Genomic DNA, 18958 nt, shown 5'->3' with positions numbered 1-18958 from the left:
GATTATTTAAAAGTTAAATCCTACGGTTTCTAGCGTATCAATCATTATCTGAACGGTATGCGGAAGAGCGACAATCAAAGACGAAGCAAACATCGTGATAACTGGCTTCCCGTAGCCATTCTGAGCCGATCCGTTGGCGACTTGTGTTAATCCATAAACACCGATTAAAAAGTAAATTAAACCGATGATTTGAAAAAGCCCAACTATGTTGCTGACGTTGGTTAAAAATACTTGTGCGGTAGAACCACTGGAAAGTTTTTCAATTCTTGTTTTTAATTCTCCGGTGATGCCTGACATTTCATCACTCATACAACTGCTGTTAACGACGCCATCTTTAACGACGAAGCAAAGATCTGAGGTACTAAAATACGTCTCACTAAAAAGCCCAAGTGATGCCATTGCGTTCATCATTAACGCACCCGCAAGAAGGCTCATCAAAGGAACAGTCTTTGCGTTCTTCTGTCCTTGTTCGTTCATTAGCGTGAGTTTGTAGCCACCGGAAACCGTAAGGCCCAATCCAACTAAAAAACCAAAGGTTAAAATTAGCTTTTGGTAGCTTGTAATTAGCTGAGAAATGACGTTTGAAGCTTCACCGCTAGCGAACGCAACGGCAGGAAGGAAAAGCAGCGTTAAAAATGTGATTACGTTTCTTGCATTCATGATTCTCCTGATCGTTAAACCGCTGGCGGCTTTTGTTCATTTGGCTTGTTCTTTCTTGCTTTCTTTTCATTAATTTCTTTCAGCATTTTGATGACTGGAATCGCCGCAGGCATACAATTTATTTCGCTGAGTATTTCCCCGGTAAACGGGTTGTATTCAAGATCCCCGGTATTCATTTTATGCTCAATCAATTCGCTGTTTTCGATTGCCGTTCTAGCTAACAACAAAATTTGACGCAGCATCGCCTCATTTCCACCCTCACTGATAGCAGTGCCTAATTTCATCGCTACGAGCGTTTTAACCCTGTCATTAGGGATAAGTGGCAATAAGCTTTCGATGTGCGTAATCAACGCCTGAGCGGCTATGCTGATGTGTTTTAAATCTATTTCTTTGATTTCTTCTGCTTCCATTTTAGATCCTCATATTTTGGTTATTTGTTTAAAAATCATTTTCGTCAAATGATTCATCTTCTGCTTGTGCCACTGGTTTTGCTTCTTCTTGATCTAATGCTGAGAAATCGACTTTTTTGAATGCCTTCAATTTCATTTCTGCAATTGCCTTTTTGCTTTCATAATCTTTATAAAGTGACTTATAACTATAATCGACTAAAAACCTTGACGTTGTTCGATTGTTCTTTTCTTCTTTTTCTTCTTTAAAGTCTTCAATTAAACCCAATTCTTTAAGTGCTGCATTTGCCTTTCTTATTTTCATTACAAACATTTTAGACGGCATTTTATCGCTGATGCGGAATCTTTCTTTTAGCATCTCAACACTAAAATAATTGGTTTTGTTGCGTCTATTACAAATGTACAACACATAAAGAATTCTTTGATACTCATTAGTCAACAGGCTCAACATCTTCGTGTCGATCTCGTATAGCTCTTTAAGACTTCCAAAAAACTCAATAAAACGTTTTGATACTTCAATCTTTCCGCCTTTTTTAGTCATCTCGCCAGTGATGAAGTTTAGAAAAACAGTTTTGGTTCCCTCTTCCGTTTCTTCTTCATATTCAATATTGATTTTGTTGAGCTTTCTAATTGACTGCTTAAAGATCGAAAAATACATTGTTCTATGTGATGTTTTAACATCAAAGTCATTCATTATTTCATCAAGGGTAAACTCAAATTCATTGCTTTTGCTGCTGTATACTTTTCGCAAAATAAAAAGAAATACCTCAAAGTCATTGAATATAGTCAATGACGTGGAAGCAATATGTATGTTTTTAGCATTGTGGTTTTTAGCTATTTCAAAGCCTTTCGGCTCTTTGTGAGAATTTATTGTATTGAACAATGGAAGAGCGAGAAAAATGCGAGGAACTGAAACAAAACCTTTCAGCTTGAACACTTTTTTTTCTTTGCCGTTTTCTTTTAAAATGTATTTCATGGTTATTTTTTACCCTTGTTATACTTATAATTAACCACAAAAAAAACAAATTACAAGATTAAAACAGTAAAAAAATAACAAATGCTGTTAACCGTATTATCGTGCTTTGAGATTATCCATATTTTAAAAGATAAACCGCTTTAAAAAATAAGGAGCGTTAACCGAAAGGGGGTAAATAAATAAGGAGCGTTAACCGGGATTTTTGAAATTTCCTTATTCTCTCGGGCTTATTTGATTGTTTCAGGAAAAGAAAAGATATTTACTTCGTAAATCTATATATAAGATGTAGGCCAAAGTCAAAAGCCATTCTGGTAGATCAAAAAATCTTAAATCTAAACCGTTAAGAGCCTAGGCCCTTTATTTTGACTTTTTTCATCAAGAAATTTATGATCCTGAAAAACCACAACCGGGATCGTTGAAAATGTCTAAATTGCTTGATCTACTGGCACAGCAAAAACAGCTTGAAGAGCAAATCAAAAACCTTCAATCGAATGAACAAGAAGCAAAAGTCATGAAATTTGTTGAAGAGCTTGAAGCCCTTCGCAATAAATACGGCTATAAGGTGCCCGATTTTGTCGATGTGGTGCATTCCCTTCACGGCGTTAAAACAGCCGCTAAAACACCTAAAAGCGTGAGCGTGAAGACCACGAAGGCGAAAGCCCCGAAGTTTAAAGTCAAGATCAATGGTGTTGAAACGATCTTGCAAAGCAAAAAGGCTGGGGCTGTTGGCAAGACAATTGAAGCACTAGGCTTCACGACCTATGCTGATTATCTGGCCGACCTGATGAAGAAAAACAAAGTCGCTGACTTTGATGCACTGATCAAAAAGCTTGGCGGCGTTCCTGTCACTGCCTGACATTTTTTGAGAAAAAATTAAGCCCCTTGATTGGGGCTTTTTTGTGTCTGTTGGATTTAGGCCCTTTCTTTTGACAAATTATTTTTCGACAAAATTTCGATGATTTTATTTTAGAAAATATCGCGAATTATTGAGTTTTACCTTTTTTACGATGGTCGTTTTATGGCTTGCATAAGCCATTAATTACGTGTCAATAGCAGATTGAAAATATATTTAAGGTCGAACATTATTTAATAATAGGGTTAGACAATAAGCCCTGTCGATTAAAATAGTTAGGCCCTTTCTGTTGACTTCTTCTTTTTATGTGTTTTCATTTAAGTAACAACATACAAAAAGGAGATTTATGAAAAACATCAAAAAGAAATTTAATTTAGTCGAATTGGCACAAGAAGCATTTCACTCATGTGCAGTATTCAGCGTAGATACAACCTTCAAAAACAGAAAAGAAAATCCTACAAGATTTTTATTAGTCAGTAAGTCAACATCGTCAATTGGCGTTGCTAATTATGTGTTTAGCGATTATTTCAAGTCAGAAGAATACGAAGACGCTACACAGAAAAAAATCCATTTGTTCGATTTAGACGCTCAATTTGACTATGACTATTCAGTAATACAAATATGCAAAACAAAAAAATACAAAGCGATTTCTAGGATTTCAACATGTGAAAATTATGCGAGATTGATTGATAAAGATGAGTTAGTCGCAATCAACAATGTAGACATTGATCCGGTTCATAGAGAAGCTTTTCATGAAGCGATGACGCCAAGGGATTTTTTCTTTTTCAAAGAATTGAAATACGAATATAGAATCACGATCAGAATCGTAAAAGATCGCAAGGTAATAAAGACGTTAAAATGTAATTTAGGTCATTTAACGTTGATTCAAACGTTGAAGCCATTCGACTATCAAGAGACAGAAAGCGAAGAGATAAAAGCCACAAGACCATCACTTTTAAATCCTGTTTACACAATTGATGGCGTTGATGTGATGGTGACTTTTAACGACACGAACAAACACTATAAAAGTCTAGTAGACATGATGAAAATCAAAATCAGCCCGAAAGGGCTTTTTTAATGTCAATTTTCCGTTCTAACCTACTACCCCGAAGGGGTAGCACACATTCCCATAACGTAATTTTTCCGTTTTCTTTCCATCTACGGTCTATTGTGCTTAGGCCCTTTTTCTTGACTTTAAAAAGCTTTTGATTTTAAAGCGAAGCGACACCAGAATAGGCGAGCCACCGCTCGCCATTATCTTGTTACCCCAAGACACTCCATTGCAGACCACAGATAGCTATCCGCTCTGTTTAGGATGTTCAATTTATCTTGATCGCTACCATACTGCTCTATGGCTCCTTTGATTTCATACAGAATCACGTCCGTTAATCTGTCAGCATAATCAAAGTTTTTCAGCTTCTGAATTTCTTCGTGACTATCAAAAATCTCACTCAAATGCCTGTACGTCTCATCAAGGATTCTTTCACTGACGATAAAGTGGGTTTGACTTAACTCATAAAGCTGATGCAGAAATGGTAGAGCTTCAATCTCATGCCATATTTCTACCGCACCCCGTGCTCTATGGTATTCAGATAGCGTCCTATAAATTCCGTCACGTAAAAGTGTTCCTTGGCCTTTATGATGTATCTGGCTTACATTTTCATTGCCGGTATAGAAAAGAATTGAGTTGAAAACACACTCCAATAAATACAAGGATTTTGAAATCTCATAAATATTTATACCTGTATTGAACTTAAGAAAGTAAATATCGCCTTCTCTTGGTGTGCCTACATAATCTATTCCAAGGCAACCTTGTAAATGAAATATTTTCTGGATTAGCTCCAAGTGCTTTTCCATGTCTCTGTAATTATCAAGTAGCCCGGTAATACTTGTGTAGATGTGTTTACAGTCAGTCAGATCATGTGCCTTCACTGGTTCAGGACCATCAATGACTACCTGATACTCACAATGACTAGGGCTATTTTTCGGAAAGATGGCTGTATAAATCCGCTCAGGATTAGGAAAGTGTATTTTTTCCTTAAAGAAGCTTGCTTGTTCATGTAACCGTTCAAAAAATACCTTTCGATGATTCAGGTATTGCTCAAAGGTCAATGCCGCCAATTGTTTTTCTACGACAATATCGTGTTTCTGTTGTTTGGCTAGATTCTCAACATCTTGTGCAATCTGACGTTCTTCACCCTTCAATTGTTGTAGATAAAGGAAAAGCAACGTCCCGATGGTTGCGAAAGAACTTAACAAGGTGAAAGCACCGCTCATGACGGAACCGAAACTACCCCAGTCGGTTGCGTTCCTCGAAACCGGGCCAAGGTAGTATCCATAAGCCCAGAGCACCCCCACCGCAACCACTACACCAATGACGATAGCTGCACCAATCAACGCCAAAATCCAATTTGCTTTCATGACGGCTCCTAGTCTTTCCGTCATTGTCATTGAACGTGGTGGCTGGTCAAGTACGTCTGGCGGTTTCTTGCACGGATGCAGGGCGACGCACACACCGCGTAACTGGCGATTTCTCGCACCGGTACGAGTCCCGGCACTCCAAACCACCTCGATCTGAAAAACATGCCGTTTTCCGGGCGTTTAACAACCGGGAAACCCGCTTCAAGAAGTGTGAGAAAAGACTGTCCTTTTGAGTCCGGTCATATCGTGATTGCCCGAGCCAAGGACCGCGTGCGCTTTCCTGCGCGCTTCCAACTGGTGGCGGCGATGAATCCGTGTCCCTGTGGATATCTTGGCGAGCCGAGCGGCAAGTGTTCCTGCACGCCGGACATGGTGCAGCGCTATCGCAACAAGCTGTCGGGACCGTTGCTGGATCGGATCGACTTGCACCTGACAGTGGCGCGAGAAGCGACGGCGTTGAACCCGCAGGTAAAGCCGGGAGAAGACAGTGCCAGCGCTGCGGCATTGGTGGCCGAGGCACGCGAACGACAGCAGAAGCGTCAGGGCTGTGCCAATGCGTTTCTCGATCTGCCGGGGTTGAAGCGGCACTGCAAGTTATCCACAGCCGACGAAACCTGGCTGGAGTCCGCCTGTGAGCGACTGACGTTGTCGCTGCGCTCGGCCCATCGTTTGCTCAAAGTCGCCAGAACCCTGGCAGACCTTGAGCAAGTCGATGCAATCAGCCGTGATCACTTGGCCGAAGCGCTGCAATACCGGCCAGCGACACCTTAATGCTCGGTCAGATCAACCAGAGGCGTCTGCCGCACTTCGGTTTCACGCCCGGCCTGAATCTCGCTCACACGCTTCAAGGCGTTATCCACAGCCCCCTTGTCCGCGAGCAGGCTGTAGCTGATCTGGAACTGCTTATGTTCCTTGGGTGCAATGGTCGGCACCAGATTCAGCGGACGCTGATAGCGGCGGTTGTAGGAAAAACTGGTGCCAGGCTCCAGCCCAGTGACATAGCCCTGCCCTTGGGTGTCAGTGTTTTTCCACAGGGAAAACACCGGCAATTGCTGAGTGTTGAAGCCTACGGAGACACCCAGGCTGCCGGCCTTGTTGTGCAAAACGGTCAGGGTTTCGCCTTTGGCGTCGGCATAGGGCACGACGTTGTAGACGGTTTCATCGTAGTCCTTGGTCGGCGCACGATAAGTCTGCCAGTCAGCCAGATCGCCCTTGGCCTTGTCGTTGAACGGCGAGACCTGTTTTACCGGTGCAGCAAAACGGGCGCCCTGTTCGAGGAACGGTGTACTGAAGTTGCTGTGATACAGCGCCTGGTATTCCTTTGGATAATCGCCGTTGTTGGTCAGCGTATCGTTGAGTGCGAAACGCGCGCTGCCGGGCTCGGTGACCAGTTCAGTGACGACCGAGAAATCGACTTTCTTGAAGGCTTGCTCTTTCAGATCGCCGCGCAGACTGATGGCATAAGGCGGCTTTTCGTCGATGTGCAGGGTGACGGTACTGGCCGGGATGTTGGCGGCGCGACCGTGCAAGGTCAGCAGTTCGCCATTGTCCATGCCGGGATGGCCGACCCATTCGTAGCCGCAGCGGGTCACCAACTCGTTGAAGCCCTCCAGCCAACCCAGACCGCCACGGCCATTGAGTTCGATGAAGGCCGGATTAACCACATCCTTGACCGGCGAATCCCAACCCATTCGCACGTTGCCAACGGAGGCGTGCAGAACGTTCATGCCACGAGTCGGCACCACCGAGAGTTTCATCGTGCCGTTATCGATGTCGACGATGCTGACGCCTTCCTGCCGCCCACCGTGCAAGGTACGCAGGCTTACCGAGAAGGGTTTGTCGGTTTTCACGCCGAGCTGCTCACTGGTGATGGTCCAGTTCTGCGCGGGTTTGTCAGCGTCGAGGAGGACGTAATCCCAGGCCATGGCATGGGAAGCAGCAGAGAATGCGCCGAGGGCGGCGACGAGTTTGAGCGGGGTCATGGCAGCAGCCTTTATTGGAGTTGTGCCATTTTTATAGCGCTGCGGAAACGTTTCAGCAAGTGTATTAGATCGACAGACCGCATGTTCTGCCGAAGATCTTCAGTGATGCAATCGCGAGCAGGCTCGCTCCCACAGGGGATCCGGATCTTCACAAAATCTGTGATTCGCACCGGACACTGTAGGAGCGAGCCTGCTCGCGATAGCTATTTCAGGCGCACATCAACGAAAGCGATCAACCTCGGAACGCAGATCCGCCGCCAGCTTCTCAAGCTCCTTGGCCGTCACGGCCAGGTTGGAAACCACCTCACGCTGCTCACTGTTGGCCAGCGCAATGCTCTGCAAGTTGCTGCTCAACAACGTCGCGGTGCTGCTCTGCTCCTGCGTCGCCGTGGTGATCGCTGCAAACTGCTGCCCCGCCGAACGGCTCTGCTCGTCGATTCGCGCCAGCGCCGAAGCGACATTGGCGTTACGCGACAGACCTTCCTGCATCAGCACATTGCCCTGTTCCATGGTGCTGATCGCGTTGCCGGTTTCCTGCTGAATGCTCTGGATCATGCCGGAAATTTCATCGGTCGCCTGACGGGTGCGCGAAGCGAGGTTGCGTACCTCGTCGGCCACTACCGCAAAGCCGCGCCCTTGTTCACCGGCGCGGGCCGCTTCGATGGCCGCGTTGAGTGCCAGCAGGTTGGTTTGCTCGGCGATCGAAGTGATCACACTGACGATGCCGCCGATTTCCTGCGAACGCTGGCCGAGGGTGTTGATCACGGTGGCGGTGGTGTTCAGAGCGCCAGCGATTTGCTCAAGCGACGAAGATGCTTCGTCCATCGAGGTGCGACCGATCTGCGTCTGCTGAGCATTTTCCTGTGCCAGGCGCTGGGTGGCCCCCATGTTGTCGGCGATATTCAGCGAGGTCGCACTGAATTCTTCAACCGCACCAGCCATGCTGGTGATCTCGCCAGACTGTTGTTCCATACCCTCATACGCACCGCCGGACAGACCGGACAATGCTTGTGCACGGCTGTTGACCTCTTCCGAAGAGCGGCGGATGTGCTCGACCATGGTCGACAGCGCCTGACTCATCTGATTGAACGCACGGGACAGCTGGCCAATCTCGTCTTTGCTTGTCACGTTCAGGCGCACGCTCAAATCACCGGCGCCCAAGGCTTCGGCCTGACGCACCAGATCACTCAGCGGCGCCAGTTTGCTGCGCAGCAGCCAGACCACCGAACCGACCGCCAGCAACATTGCCAGCAAACTGCCGATCGCCAGTTGAGTGCCGACACTCCAGGTCACCGCCCGGATTTCAGCTTTCGGCATGCTTGCCACGACTGCCCACGGCCCGCCGTCGAATGGCACCGAAACGCTGTAGAAGTCTTCAGCCTTGTCGCTCCAGAACTGGCCTTTGCCAGGGGTTTTGGCCAGGCCGCCGATTACCGTAACCGCCTGATCCAGTGTCTGCACACCCGCCGGAGCCACCAGCCATTTGTTTTGCTCATCCAGCAGCGCCAGCGAACCGGTCTGACCGATGCGGAAGCGCTTGAGGTTGTCGAACTGGGCGTTTTGCGCGTCGGTGTAATCGAAGCCGACAAACAGCACCGCAATCACCTTGCCGCTGCTATCACGCACCGGGGTGTATTGGGTCATATAGGAGCGATCGAACAACAAGGCGCGGCCGACGTAGCTCTGCCCGGCGATCAACTTCCCATAGGCCGGATGCGCGTGATCGAGCAGAGTGCCGATGGCGCGGGTACCGTCCTGCTTGGTCAGGGAGGTGCTGACGCGGACAAAATCTTCGCCGCTGCGCACGAACAGCGTGGCAACGCCCGCCGTCATCTGCTTGAACTCGTCGACTTCCTTGAAGTTGTTGTTCAGCACTTCACTGCCCAAGTGCAGACCCGGTGTCTGGGTCCCGGCGACGGTCACCGGCTCACTCGGGTGAATGCTCAAACCTGCGCTGAAACGCTTCTCGAACAGCCCGCTCAGACGCTGGGTGCTTTCGCGCAGCGTGCCGTGGAAGGTGCTCAATTGGTCTGCGAGCAGACGCGCTTCACTGGCAAGGTGCTCTTCACGGGTAGCAAGGTTGGCCGTATCCAGTGAACGCAAAGCAAAGACTGTACTGCCGCTGATGACTATCGCCAGTATCACGGCGAGCGCGAGGCCCAGCTGCGAGGCGATCCGAGCGCGAGGTTGAGACATGGACAGCTCCTGGCCGAACTTTCCGGTCCTCCTTGACCGCAGCTCGGATAATCTTCTAATAGTGGGGGTGAATCGTGGATACCGGCACGACGGCTCCACATGCACGTATTCGGCGGTAGACCCGAATACTTGAGCGGATAGCAGGGTTATAGCACAGGGCCAGCATTGTGACGGCTCGAACGTTTCAGCTCAAGCGCATGACCGCCGGCAGCACCATGGCGCGGACTTCGCCTTGCAGGAAATCGCTGAGGCGGCGCAAACGTTCACCCCCGGGACGGGTTTTCGGCCACGCCAGGTAATAATTAAGTCCACTGGCCACCGCCGTTGGCCAAGGCAGACTCAAGCGACCTTGCGCAACATCCTCGGCGACCATCAACAGGTCACCCATCGACACGCCATAACCGCGGGCCGCCGCGATCATCCCCAACTCGAGTGTATCGAACACCTGCCCGCCCTTGAGCGAGACCTGATCGGCCAACCCCATATGCTCCAGCCAGCTGCGCCAGTCGCGGCGATCCGGGGTGGGATGGAGCAACTCGGCGCACGCCAGACGCGCAACATCCCATGGTTGATCGTTCAGCAGGTTCGGCGCGCCCACCGGGATCAGTTCCTCGGGAAACAGCAGGCTGGCCTCCCAGTCCGGCGGGAAATGGCCGTCGCTGAGCAACACGGCACAGTCGAAGGGCTCATCGTTAAAGTCCACCGAATCGACATCCATCCAGGCACTGGTCAGTTGCACTTCGTTGCCCGGCTGCAAATGGCGGAAGCGACTCAGGCGAGCCAGCAGCCAACGCATGGTCAGGGTCGACGGCGCTTTCATGCGCAGGATGTCGTCTTCGGCGCGCAAGGTATTGCAGGCGCGCTCAAGGGCAGTGAAACCCTCGCGGATGCCGGGCAGTAAAAGGCGCGCCGCTTCGGTCAGCTGCAGGTTGCGGCCGCTGCGGTGAAACAGTCGGCAGGCGAAATGTTCCTCAAGCGTGCGTATGTGCCGACTCACCGCGCTTTGGGTGATCGACAGCTCCTCGGCCGCACGGGTGAACGAGCTGTGCCGCGCCGCTGCTTCAAATGCGCGCAGGGCATACAAAGGAGGAAGACGACGAGACATTGCGAAAGCTCCTACAGCGGGATGCGACCAACTTATCAGAATCTGTTCAGGATGAGTTTTAATCATGCGACCCATCCGTTTTATCCCTTTGTGCATTCCCTGCCAAGCGCCGAGAATCGACGCTCTTCTGTTCCCTCTGTTGATGAGTGGTGATCACCATGCAGCATCCTGTGCGTAACGAACTCTGGGCCATCCTGCGGCTGTCGGGGCCGTTGATTGCTTCACAGTTGGCGCACATGTTGATGGTGCTGACCGACACCCTGATGATGGCGCGCATCAGCCCCGAAGCGCTGGCCGGCGGCGGTCTGGGCGCAGCGAGCTATTCGTTCGTGTCGATTTTCTGCATCGGTGTGATCGCTGCCGTCGGCACGCTGGTGGCGATCCGTCAGGGCGCTGGCGACATCATTGGCGCTGCACGCCTGACCCAGGCTGGTTTGTGGCTGGCGTGGCTGATGGCGCTCGGCGCCGGTTTACTGCTGTGGAATCTGAAACCGCTGTTGTTGCTGTTCGGCCAGACCGAAACCAACGTCATCGCTGCCGGGCAATTTCTGATCGCCCTACCCTTCGCCCTGCCCGGCTATCTGAGCTTCATGGCCCTGCGCGGCTTCACCAGCGCCATTGGCCGGGCAACGCCGGTGATGGTTATCAGCCTCGGCGGCACCGTGGCTAACTTTCTGCTCAATTACGCACTGATCACCGGTATGTTCGGCTTGCCGAAACCGGGGTTGATGGGGATCGGGCTGGTGACGGCAATTGTTGCCAACTGCATGGCGCTGGCGCTGGCCTGGCACATTCGTCGGCATCCGGCCTACGACGCTTATCCGTTGCGCACCGGGCTGTCTCGGCCGAACCGGCAATACCTCAAGGAACTCTGGCGCCTCGGCCTGCCAATTGGCGGCACCTACGCAGTGGAAGTCGGCTTGTTCGCCTTTGCGGCGCTGTGCATGGGCACCATGGGCAGCACGCAAATGGGCGCGCACCAGATCGCTCTGCAGATCGTTTCGGTGGCATTCATGGTGCCCGCCGGTATGTCGTACGCGATCACCATGCGTATCGGCCAGCATTACGGCGCCGGGCAACTGCTCGATGCGCGAATGTCCGGCCGGGTCGGCATCGCCTTCGGCGCGGTGGTCATGCTGGCATTTGCCATGGTGTTCTGGCTGTTGCCGAATCAGTTGGTCGGCTTGTTCCTCGACCATAACGATCCGGCGTTTGCCGAGGTGATCCGCTTGGCCGTGAGCCTGCTGGCCGTAGCGGCGTGGTTCGAGTTGTTCGACGGCACGCAGACCATTGCCATGGGTTGCATCCGTGGACTCAAGGATGCCAAAACCACATTCCTGGTCGGGCTTGCTTGCTATTGGCTGATCGGCGCGCCGGCGGCCTGGTGGATGGCATTCCACCTGAACTGGGGGCCGACGGGGGTCTGGTGGGGTCTGGCGCTGGGGCTGGCGTGTGCGGCAGTGAGTTTGACGCTGGCGTTTGAATGGAAAATGAAGCGGATGATTCGGCGTGAGCCGCAATCGCAAGGCTTCAATATCGCTCAGGCTGAATAAAATTCCCCTGTGGGAGCGGGCTTGCTCGCGAAAGCGGTGGGTCAGGCAGCACATGCTCTGACTGACACGACGTCTTCGCGAGCAAGCCCGCTCCCACATTAGGTTTCGTGTTCAGCTCACAACTTCGAGGGCTGGCTGCTGGCTAGAACCGAAGGTTAGATATTCAACCAATTCCGCCAACGGCAACGGCCGGCTGATCAGATACCCCTGCACCTGATCGCATCCAAACCCGCGCAGCAGTTCCAGCTGCTCCGGAGTTTCCACCCCTTCGGCCACCACTTCCAGGTGCAGGTTGTGCGCGAGGTTGATCATCGCGTGCACCAGTTTGCGATTCTCTTCGCGTTGCTCCATACCGCCGACGAAGCTCTTGTCGATTTTCAGCAAGGTGATCGGCAGGCTGTTGAGGTGCACGAACGACGAGAACCCGGTACCAAAGTCATCCAGCGAGAAACGCACGCCGAGGCGACCGAGGGCGTCCATGGTCTGTTTGACCAGATCGCTGCGGCGCATCACGGCCGTTTCGGTGAGTTCAAACTCCAGCCACTGCGCCTCGACGCCGCGTTCGGCAATCAACCGACTGAGCGTCGGCAGCAACTGGCTGTCCTGAAACTGGCGGAACGACAGGTTGATTGCCATGTGCAGCGCCGGCAGACCTCGCTCGCGCAGCGCCTGCATGTCGCGCAGGGCACGGGAAATCACCCAGTAGCCTAGCGGCACGATCAAACCGCTCTGCTCGGCCAGTGGCACGAACTCACTCGGCGGCAGCAGCCCGCGTTCGCCATGGCGCCAGCGTACCAAGGCTTCGAGGCCGACGATCTGGCCGTCCTCAAGATTCAGCCGTGGCTGGTAGTGCAGTTCCAGTTCATCGCGACGCAAGGCCCGGCGCAGCTCGCTTTCGAGGTCGGCCATGCTCCGCGCGTTGCGGTTGATGCGTTCGTTGAAGATATGAAAAGTGCAGCCCTGCGTGCTTTTCGCTTGTTGCATGGCAATGTGCGCATGCCACATCAGCGGATCGGCGCCGCCCTGTGCGCGGGCATGGGCGATGCCAAGGCTCGAACCAATCAACAGGCTTTCGCCATCGACCCAGTAAGGTTCGGCCAAGGCCTCGGTGATGCGTTCGGCCATCCACTCGGCGCGTTGCGGTGCACGGCGGGTGTCGATCAGCAAGGCGAATTCGTCGCTGCCCAGCCGCGCCAGTTGATCGCCGGCCTCCAGCTGACTTTTCAGCCGTGCGACGACTTGCAGAATCAAGCGGTCGCCGGCCTGATGGCCGAGGGCGTCGTTGGCATGGCGGAAGTTATCGAGATCAAGATGCCCGAGGGCCAGGCCACGGCCGTCGTTTTCCGCGAGGCGCGCCGCCAGCAAGGTCTGGAAACCCTGGCGGTTGGCGATGCCGGTGAGCGGATCCTGTTCGGCGAGGCGTTGCAGGGTGTTTTCCAGCACGCCACGTTCGCGCACGTGGCGCAGGCAACGGCGCAGCATGCCGGCGTCGAGGGCATCGAACACCAGCCAGTCGCTGACACCAACGGGCGCGGTGGCCGGCTCGTGATCCAGCAGCAATACCGTTGGCAGGCTGCAACGGCCCGGGGCCGGTTGCAACGCCGGAAGGGTCAACAGCACCGCGTGGCGGTTGTCTTCGAACAAACTGCTGACCGACTCCCAGCTCGGCGCGCTGATCAGCACCGCCGCGCTCCCCATCGGAGCCAGACACTCGCGCAATAACGCTGTCCACGCTGGCTCTTCGGCCAGTAGCAGCAAACGCAAGGGTTCGACAGGCGTAGACAAGCTAGCTCCCTAGACTCTGCAATGATGTGGGCGGGGCATTATGCCGTTGCGCCCTTCAATGACCAAATGACAATGGTTATCAGAACGTTATTTTGTGTCACGAATGAGAACATTAGCCGCAAAATCTCCGCGCATCCTGCGTGAAAGTAACAAAACCGGCAAATTTGAATCGCGTGGTACGTCACAAGTCGGACAGACCAGCACAAATCGCTGAGCCTGTTAAAATGCCGGCCCATTTCGTCAACGACTCCCGAATTTTCGTATGTCCCGACTCAATCCCCGGCAGCAAGAAGCCGTGAACTACGTCGGCGGCCCTCTATTGGTGCTCGCCGGTGCTGGCTCCGGCAAGACCAGCGTGATCACGCGCAAAATCGCGCACCTGATCCAGAACTGCGGCATCCGCGCCCAGTACATCGTCGCCATGACCTTCACCAACAAGGCTGCGCGCGAGATGAAGGAACGGGTCGGCACCCTGCTGCGTGCCGGCGAAGGTCGCGGCCTGACGGTCTGCACCTTCCACAACCTGGGCCTGAACATCATCCGCAAGGAACATGCGCGGTTGGGCTACAAACCCGGTTTCTCGATTTTCGACGAGACCGACGTGAAGTCCTTGATGACCGACATCATGCAAAAGGAATACGCGGGCGACGACGGCGTCGACGAGATCAAGAACATGATCGGCGCCTGGAAAAACGACCTGATCCTGCCGCCGCAGGCGCTGGAAAACGCGCGTAACCCGAAAGAGCAGACCGCCGCCATCGTCTACACCCACTATCAGCGCACGCTCAAGGCGTTCAACGCGGTGGACTTCGACGACCTGATCCTGCTGCCGGTAAAACTCTTCGAAGAGCACGCCGACATTCTCGAAAAGTGGCAGAACAAGGTTCGCTATCTGCTCGTCGACGAATACCAGGACACCAACGCCAGCCAGTACCTGCTGGTAAAGATGCTGATCGGCAAGCGCAACCAGTTCACCGTAGTAGGCGACGACGACCAGTCGATCTACGCCTGGCGCGGCGCACGGCCGGAAAACCTGATGCTGCTCAAGGACGACTATCCGTCCTTGAAAGTGGTGATGCTCGAGCAGAACTACCGCTCCACCAGCCGCATCCTGCGTTGCGCCAACGTGCTGATCTCGAACAACCCGCACGAATTCGAGAAACAGCTGTGGAGTGAGATGGGCCACGGCGATGAGATCCGCGTGATCCGCTGCCGCAACGAGGACGCCGAAGCCGAGCGCGTGGCCATGGAAATCCTCAGCCTGCACTTGCGCACCGACCGCCCGTACAGCGATTTCGCGATCCTCTATCGCGGTAACTACCAGGCCAAGCTGATCGAGCTGAAACTGCAGCACCACCAGGTGCCGTATCGCCTGAGCGGCGGCAACAGCTTCTTCGGCCGTCAGGAAGTGAAGGACCTGATGGCCTACTTCCGCCTGATCGTGAACCCGGACGACGACAACGCCTTCCTGCGGGTGATCAACGTGCCGCGCCGTGAAATCGGCTCGACCACCCTGGAAAAACTTGGCAACTACGCCACCGAACGCAAGATCTCGATGTACGCCGCCACCGACGAAATCGGCCTGGGCGAGCATCTGGACAGCCGCTTCACCGATCGCCTGTCGCGCTTCAAGCGCTTCATGGACAAGGTCCGCGAGCAGTGTGCCGGCGAAGACCCGATCTCGGCGCTGCGCAGCATGGTCATGGACATCGACTACGAGAACTGGCTGCGCACCAACAGCTCCAGCGACAAGGCTGCCGATTACCGGATGAGTAACGTCTGGTTCCTGATCGAGGCGTTGAAAAACACCCTCGAGAAGGACGAAGAAGGCGAAATGACCGTCGAGGACGCCATAGGCAAACTGGTCCTGCGCGACATGCTGGAACGTCAGCAGGAAGAAGAGGACGGCGCCGAAGGCGTGCAGATGATGACGCTGCATGCGTCCAAGGGTCTGGAATTCCCATACGTGTTCATCATGGGCATGGAAGAGGAAATCCTCCCGCACCGCTCCAGCATCGAAGCCGACACCATCGAAGAAGAACGCCGCCTGGCCTACGTGGGCATTACCCGCGCGCGTCAGACCCTGGCCTTCACCTTCGCCGCCAAGCGCAAGCAGTACGGCGAGATCATCGATTGCGCGCCGAGCCGCTTCCTCGATGAGCTGCCGCCGGACGATCTGGCGTGGGAAGGCAACGACGACACACCGACCGAAGTCAAAGCCGTGCGCGGCAACAGCGCATTGGCTGATATACGCGCGATGTTAAAGCGCTAGAATTGACCACTTTTTTTAAAGCTTAGGGCGCACAAGCGCCGAACGAGGACAGCTTCATGGAAGCATTGCACCAGAAAATCCGCGAACAAGGCATCGTGCTTTCCGACCAGGTCCTGAAGGTCGACGCCTTCCTGAACCACCAGATCGACCCGGCCCTGATGAAGCTGATCGGCGACGAATTCGCCTCGCTGTTCAAGGATTCGGGCATCACCAAGATCGTCACCATCGAAGCCTCAGGGATAGCCCCGGCGATCATGACCGGTCTGAACCTCGGCGTGCCGGTGATCTTCGCCCGCAAACAACAGTCCCTGACCCTGACCGAAAACCTGCTGTCGGCGACCGTTTATTCGTTCACCAAAAAGACCGAAAGCACCGTGGCCATCTCCCCGCGTCACCTGACCAGCAGCGACCGCGTGCTGATCATCGATGACTTCCTGGCCAACGGTAAGGCGTCCCAGGCGCTGATCTCGATCATCAAACAGGCTGGCGCCACCGTTGCCGGCCTGGGCATCGTGATCGAGAAGTCGTTCCAGGGCGGCCGTGCCGAGCTGGATTCGCAGGGTTATCGCGTTGAATCGCTGGCCCGCGTTAAATCGCTGAAGGATGGCGTTGTAACCTTCATCGAATAATCCAGCAATACCGCATTACCCCTGTGGGAGCGAGCCTGCTCGCGAATGCTTAGGGTCAGTCGACATTTTGGTTGACTGATACACCGCTTTCGCGAGCAGGCTCGCTCCCACAGTGGGTTTTGCGATGGGCAGTTATTGAGTGGTGGCTTTGAGGCCGGTGAGGAGCAGGCGCTGGAACAGGTCTTCTTTCAGGCCTTGCGGGTTTGTAAGTTGCATGCGCTCAAGGTGCTCGGGATATAGCGAAGGCTCCGGCGCATCCAGCGCTGCCTTGCCCAATTCCAGAATCTCGCTCAGCTTGAATTTGCTCTTCAGCCAGTTCAGCACCCGCAGCAGATCCCTTTCGATCGCCGTGAAATCACAGCCCAACGGATATTCCGGAAACAGGTTCGGATGTCGCGCGGCAATCGCCTGCAAGCGTTGCGGCGTGTTCTCGGCAAAACGCGGATCGATGCGGAAATCCTTCGGCAGCTTGCCGACCTTCTGCGCCTGTTCGATCAATCCCGGCTGGAAGCGTGAATCGCTGATATTCAACAATGCCTCGATCACCGCCGCGTCGGTTTTGCCGCGCAGATCGGCGATGCCGTACTCGGTAACGACGATATCGCGCAGATGCCGTGGAATCGTGCAGTGGCCATATTCCCAGACGATGTTGGAACTGACGTCACCACCGGATTCGCGCCAGCTTCTCAGGATCAAAATCGAACGCGCATCGTGCAACGCATGCCCCTGCGCCACGAAGTTGTACTGTCCGCCGACACCGCTTAGCACTCGTCCGTCTTCGAGTTGATCGGCCACGCCCGCGCCAAGCAAAGTCATGGTGAACACTGTGTTGATGAAGCGCGCATCGAGGCGCTGCAAACGCTTGAGTTCTTCCTGCCCATACAACTCGTTGATGTAGCTGATGCGGGTCATGTTGAATTCGAGGCGCTTGCTTTGCGTCATTTCGTGCAGACGCGCGTAGAAACTGCGCGGCCCAAGGAAGAACCCGCCGTGCACCGAGATGCCGTCAGTCTGCGCCGCCTCGTCGAGGGTGCCGGCGTTGGCTTGTTCCTGGGTGGGCACATCGGGGTAGACCTTGCGCCGAATAATCCCCGCATCCGCTAACACCAGCAGGCCGTTGACGAACATTTCGCTGCAGCCGTACAGACCTTTGGCAAACGGCCCGGTGCCGCCCTCGCGATCGATCAACTGCGCCCACTGGCTGAGGTTGATGTCACTGAGCAACGCTTGATAACCGGCGTTATCGGCTTGGCGTGCAAGTAACGCGGCGGTCAGCGCATCGCCCATCGAGCCGATGCCGATCTGCAACGTGCCGCCATCACGCACCAAGGTGCTGGCGTGCAGACCGATGAAATGGTCCTGAAACCCCACCGGCATGTTCGGTGTGGAAAACAGCGTGCTGCTGTCCTTCGCGTCGATCAGCAGGTCGAAGGTGTCGATATCGACCTCGGCATCGCCGGGCATGTACGGCAGATCGCTGTGTACCTGACCGACCAGCAGAATGGTTTCCCCGGCGGCGCGGCGCTTGGCGATCATCGGCAACAGGTCGAGGGTGATGTCCGGGTTGCAGCTCAGGCTCAGGCGGTCAGGATGTTCGCTGCTGCTGGCGAGCAGTTGCGCCACCAGGTTCAGGCCGGCGGCGTTGATGTCGCGGGCGGCGTGGCTGTAATTGCTGCTGACGTAATTCTGCTGGGCCGGCGCGCTGTTGAGCAGGCTGCCGGGCTGCATGAAGAACTGCTGGACGCGGATATTGGCCGGCAGACTGTCACGTTGCAGGTCGGCGAGAAAATCGAACTCCGGGTAATCGCCGAAAACGCGCTCGACGAAAGGCTCGATAAAGCGTTTCTGCAAACCGTCGCCAAGATTCGGCCGGCCGAGGCACAGGGCGGTGTAGATCGTCAGTTGCCGCTCGGGCAGCCCTTTGACTCGCCGGTACAGCGCGTTGACGAAGTGATTGGGTTTGCCCAACCCCAGCGGCAAGCCCATGTGGATATGCGCCGGCAACCGCGCGAGCACGTCGTCCACTGCCTGTTCGATCGAACACAACTGCACCATCTGAAGCCTCCTGCCCGTTCCGTGAATAGAGGTAGACCGAGCTTGCCTCGACTTTGCTGCAAAG

At 53.8% G+C, this 18958-nt stretch carries 14 protein-coding genes and 1 pseudogene; 6 read left to right on the top strand and 9 right to left on the bottom strand.

The window, feature by feature from the left end; translation table 11 throughout:
• Positions 1–6: 6 nt before the first annotated feature.
• Genes ATI02_RS16675 through ATI02_RS16665 form a run of 3 tightly spaced genes read right to left on the bottom strand, consistent with a single transcriptional unit; the run spans position 7 to position 2043 of the window.
• Positions 7–660, bottom strand: a complete 654-nt coding sequence (locus tag ATI02_RS16675; protein ID WP_100846832.1) for a hypothetical protein — start codon at positions 658–660, stop codon at positions 7–9.
• 14 nt (positions 661–674) lie between these two features.
• The gene (locus tag ATI02_RS16670) at positions 675–1070 is read right to left on the bottom strand and encodes a hypothetical protein (RefSeq protein WP_100846831.1); all 396 of its coding nucleotides are present in this window, start codon (positions 1068–1070) and stop codon (positions 675–677) included.
• Between the two features lie 28 nt (positions 1071–1098).
• On the bottom strand, positions 1099–2043 hold the full coding sequence (locus ATI02_RS16665; RefSeq protein ID WP_192886606.1) for a replication initiation protein: 945 nt from the start codon (positions 2041–2043) through the stop codon (positions 1099–1101).
• Between the two features lie 421 nt (positions 2044–2464).
• Between ATI02_RS16665 and ATI02_RS16660 the strand changes: the two genes are divergently transcribed.
• Together ATI02_RS16660 and ATI02_RS16655 are read left to right on the top strand one after the other, a co-directional pair.
• Positions 2465–2899 carry a hypothetical protein gene (locus tag ATI02_RS16660; RefSeq protein WP_100846830.1) on the top strand — a complete coding sequence of 145 codons (435 nt, stop codon included), beginning with the start codon at positions 2465–2467 and terminating at the stop codon, positions 2897–2899.
• A 343-nt stretch (positions 2900–3242) separates the two neighbouring features.
• Complete coding sequence (locus tag ATI02_RS16655) at positions 3243–3974, top strand: hypothetical protein (protein ID WP_100846829.1); 732 nt, start codon at positions 3243–3245, stop codon at positions 3972–3974.
• A gap of 176 nt (positions 3975–4150) precedes the next feature.
• Here ATI02_RS16655 and ATI02_RS16650 read toward each other — a convergent pair whose 3' ends face one another.
• Positions 4151–5317, bottom strand: coding sequence for a hypothetical protein (locus ATI02_RS16650; RefSeq protein ID WP_100846828.1), 1167 nt, complete (start codon positions 5315–5317; stop codon positions 4151–4153).
• A 225-nt stretch (positions 5318–5542) separates the two neighbouring features.
• On the opposite strand from ATI02_RS16650, the pseudogene ATI02_RS16645 reads away from it, so the two are divergent.
• A pseudogene (locus tag ATI02_RS16645) lies at positions 5543–6088 on the top strand (magnesium chelatase subunit ChlI family protein); the annotation flags it as partial.
• Here ATI02_RS16645 and ATI02_RS16640 read toward each other — a convergent pair.
• From ATI02_RS16640 to ATI02_RS16630, 3 genes are all read right to left on the bottom strand, one after another.
• Positions 6085–7299 (bottom strand): aldose 1-epimerase family protein, encoded by a 1215-nt coding sequence (locus tag ATI02_RS16640; protein ID WP_100846827.1) that lies wholly within the window; start codon positions 7297–7299, stop codon positions 6085–6087. The pseudogene ATI02_RS16645 and the gene ATI02_RS16640 sit on opposite strands and share 4 nt — an antisense overlap.
• Before the next feature lie 219 nt (positions 7300–7518).
• Positions 7519–9495, bottom strand: coding sequence for a methyl-accepting chemotaxis protein (locus tag ATI02_RS16635; protein ID WP_100846826.1), 1977 nt, complete (start codon positions 9493–9495; stop codon positions 7519–7521).
• A 184-nt stretch (positions 9496–9679) separates the two neighbouring features.
• Positions 9680–10600 (bottom strand): LysR substrate-binding domain-containing protein, encoded by a 921-nt coding sequence (locus ATI02_RS16630; RefSeq protein WP_100846825.1) that lies wholly within the window; start codon positions 10598–10600, stop codon positions 9680–9682.
• Positions 10601–10758: 158 nt separating this feature from the next.
• Here ATI02_RS16630 and ATI02_RS16625 point away from each other — a divergent pair, with 158 nt between their 5' ends.
• Complete coding sequence (locus tag ATI02_RS16625) at positions 10759–12153, top strand: NorM family multidrug efflux MATE transporter (protein WP_100846824.1); 1395 nt, start codon at positions 10759–10761, stop codon at positions 12151–12153.
• Positions 12154–12264: 111 nt separating this feature from the next.
• On the opposite strand, the gene ATI02_RS16620 is transcribed toward ATI02_RS16625, so the two are convergent.
• Positions 12265–13938, bottom strand: a complete 1674-nt coding sequence (locus ATI02_RS16620; protein ID WP_095187940.1) for a putative bifunctional diguanylate cyclase/phosphodiesterase — start codon at positions 13936–13938, stop codon at positions 12265–12267.
• A 262-nt stretch (positions 13939–14200) separates the two neighbouring features.
• Here ATI02_RS16620 and rep point away from each other — a divergent pair, with 262 nt between their 5' ends.
• Together rep and ATI02_RS16610 are read left to right on the top strand one after the other, a co-directional pair.
• A complete protein-coding gene (gene rep, locus ATI02_RS16615) occupies positions 14201–16210 on the top strand; it encodes a DNA helicase Rep (RefSeq protein ID WP_095187939.1) in 2010 nt (669 codons plus the stop codon).
• Between the two features lie 56 nt (positions 16211–16266).
• Positions 16267–16839 (top strand): xanthine phosphoribosyltransferase, encoded by a 573-nt coding sequence (locus ATI02_RS16610; protein WP_007920398.1) that lies wholly within the window; start codon positions 16267–16269, stop codon positions 16837–16839.
• Positions 16840–16971: 132 nt separating this feature from the next.
• Here ATI02_RS16610 and ATI02_RS16605 read toward each other — a convergent pair whose 3' ends face one another.
• Complete coding sequence (locus ATI02_RS16605) at positions 16972–18894, bottom strand: acetyl-CoA hydrolase/transferase C-terminal domain-containing protein (protein ID WP_100846823.1); 1923 nt, start codon at positions 18892–18894, stop codon at positions 16972–16974.
• Positions 18895–18958 lie beyond the last annotated feature (64 nt).

This window comes from Pseudomonas baetica, assembly GCF_002813455.1.
Classification (GTDB): Bacteria; Pseudomonadota; Gammaproteobacteria; order Pseudomonadales; family Pseudomonadaceae; genus Aquipseudomonas; species Aquipseudomonas baetica.
This window is presented reverse-complemented; position numbering and strand designations above follow the sequence as displayed.

Coding starts and splice junctions, on each gene's coding strand:
- ATI02_RS16675 (WP_100846832.1), bottom strand. CDS start 660: ATGAATGCAAGAAACGTAATCACATTTTTAACGCTGCTTTTCCTTCCT.
- ATI02_RS16670 (WP_100846831.1), bottom strand. CDS start 1,070: ATGGAAGCAGAAGAAATCAAAGAAATAGATTTAAAACACATCAGCATA.
- ATI02_RS16665 (WP_192886606.1), bottom strand. CDS start 2,043: ATGAAATACATTTTAAAAGAAAACGGCAAAGAAAAAAAAGTGTTCAAG.
- ATI02_RS16660 (WP_100846830.1), top strand. CDS start 2,465: ATGTCTAAATTGCTTGATCTACTGGCACAGCAAAAACAGCTTGAAGAG.
- ATI02_RS16655 (WP_100846829.1), top strand. CDS start 3,243: ATGAAAAACATCAAAAAGAAATTTAATTTAGTCGAATTGGCACAAGAA.
- ATI02_RS16650 (WP_100846828.1), bottom strand. CDS start 5,317: ATGAAAGCAAATTGGATTTTGGCGTTGATTGGTGCAGCTATCGTCATT.
- ATI02_RS16640 (WP_100846827.1), bottom strand. CDS start 7,299: ATGACCCCGCTCAAACTCGTCGCCGCCCTCGGCGCATTCTCTGCTGCT.
- ATI02_RS16635 (WP_100846826.1), bottom strand. CDS start 9,495: ATGTCTCAACCTCGCGCTCGGATCGCCTCGCAGCTGGGCCTCGCGCTC.
- ATI02_RS16630 (WP_100846825.1), bottom strand. CDS start 10,600: ATGTCTCGTCGTCTTCCTCCTTTGTATGCCCTGCGCGCATTTGAAGCA.
- ATI02_RS16625 (WP_100846824.1), top strand. CDS start 10,759: ATGCAGCATCCTGTGCGTAACGAACTCTGGGCCATCCTGCGGCTGTCG.
- rep (WP_095187939.1), top strand. CDS start 14,201: ATGTCCCGACTCAATCCCCGGCAGCAAGAAGCCGTGAACTACGTCGGC.
- ATI02_RS16610 (WP_007920398.1), top strand. CDS start 16,267: ATGGAAGCATTGCACCAGAAAATCCGCGAACAAGGCATCGTGCTTTCC.
- ATI02_RS16605 (WP_100846823.1), bottom strand. CDS start 18,894: ATGGTGCAGTTGTGTTCGATCGAACAGGCAGTGGACGACGTGCTCGCG.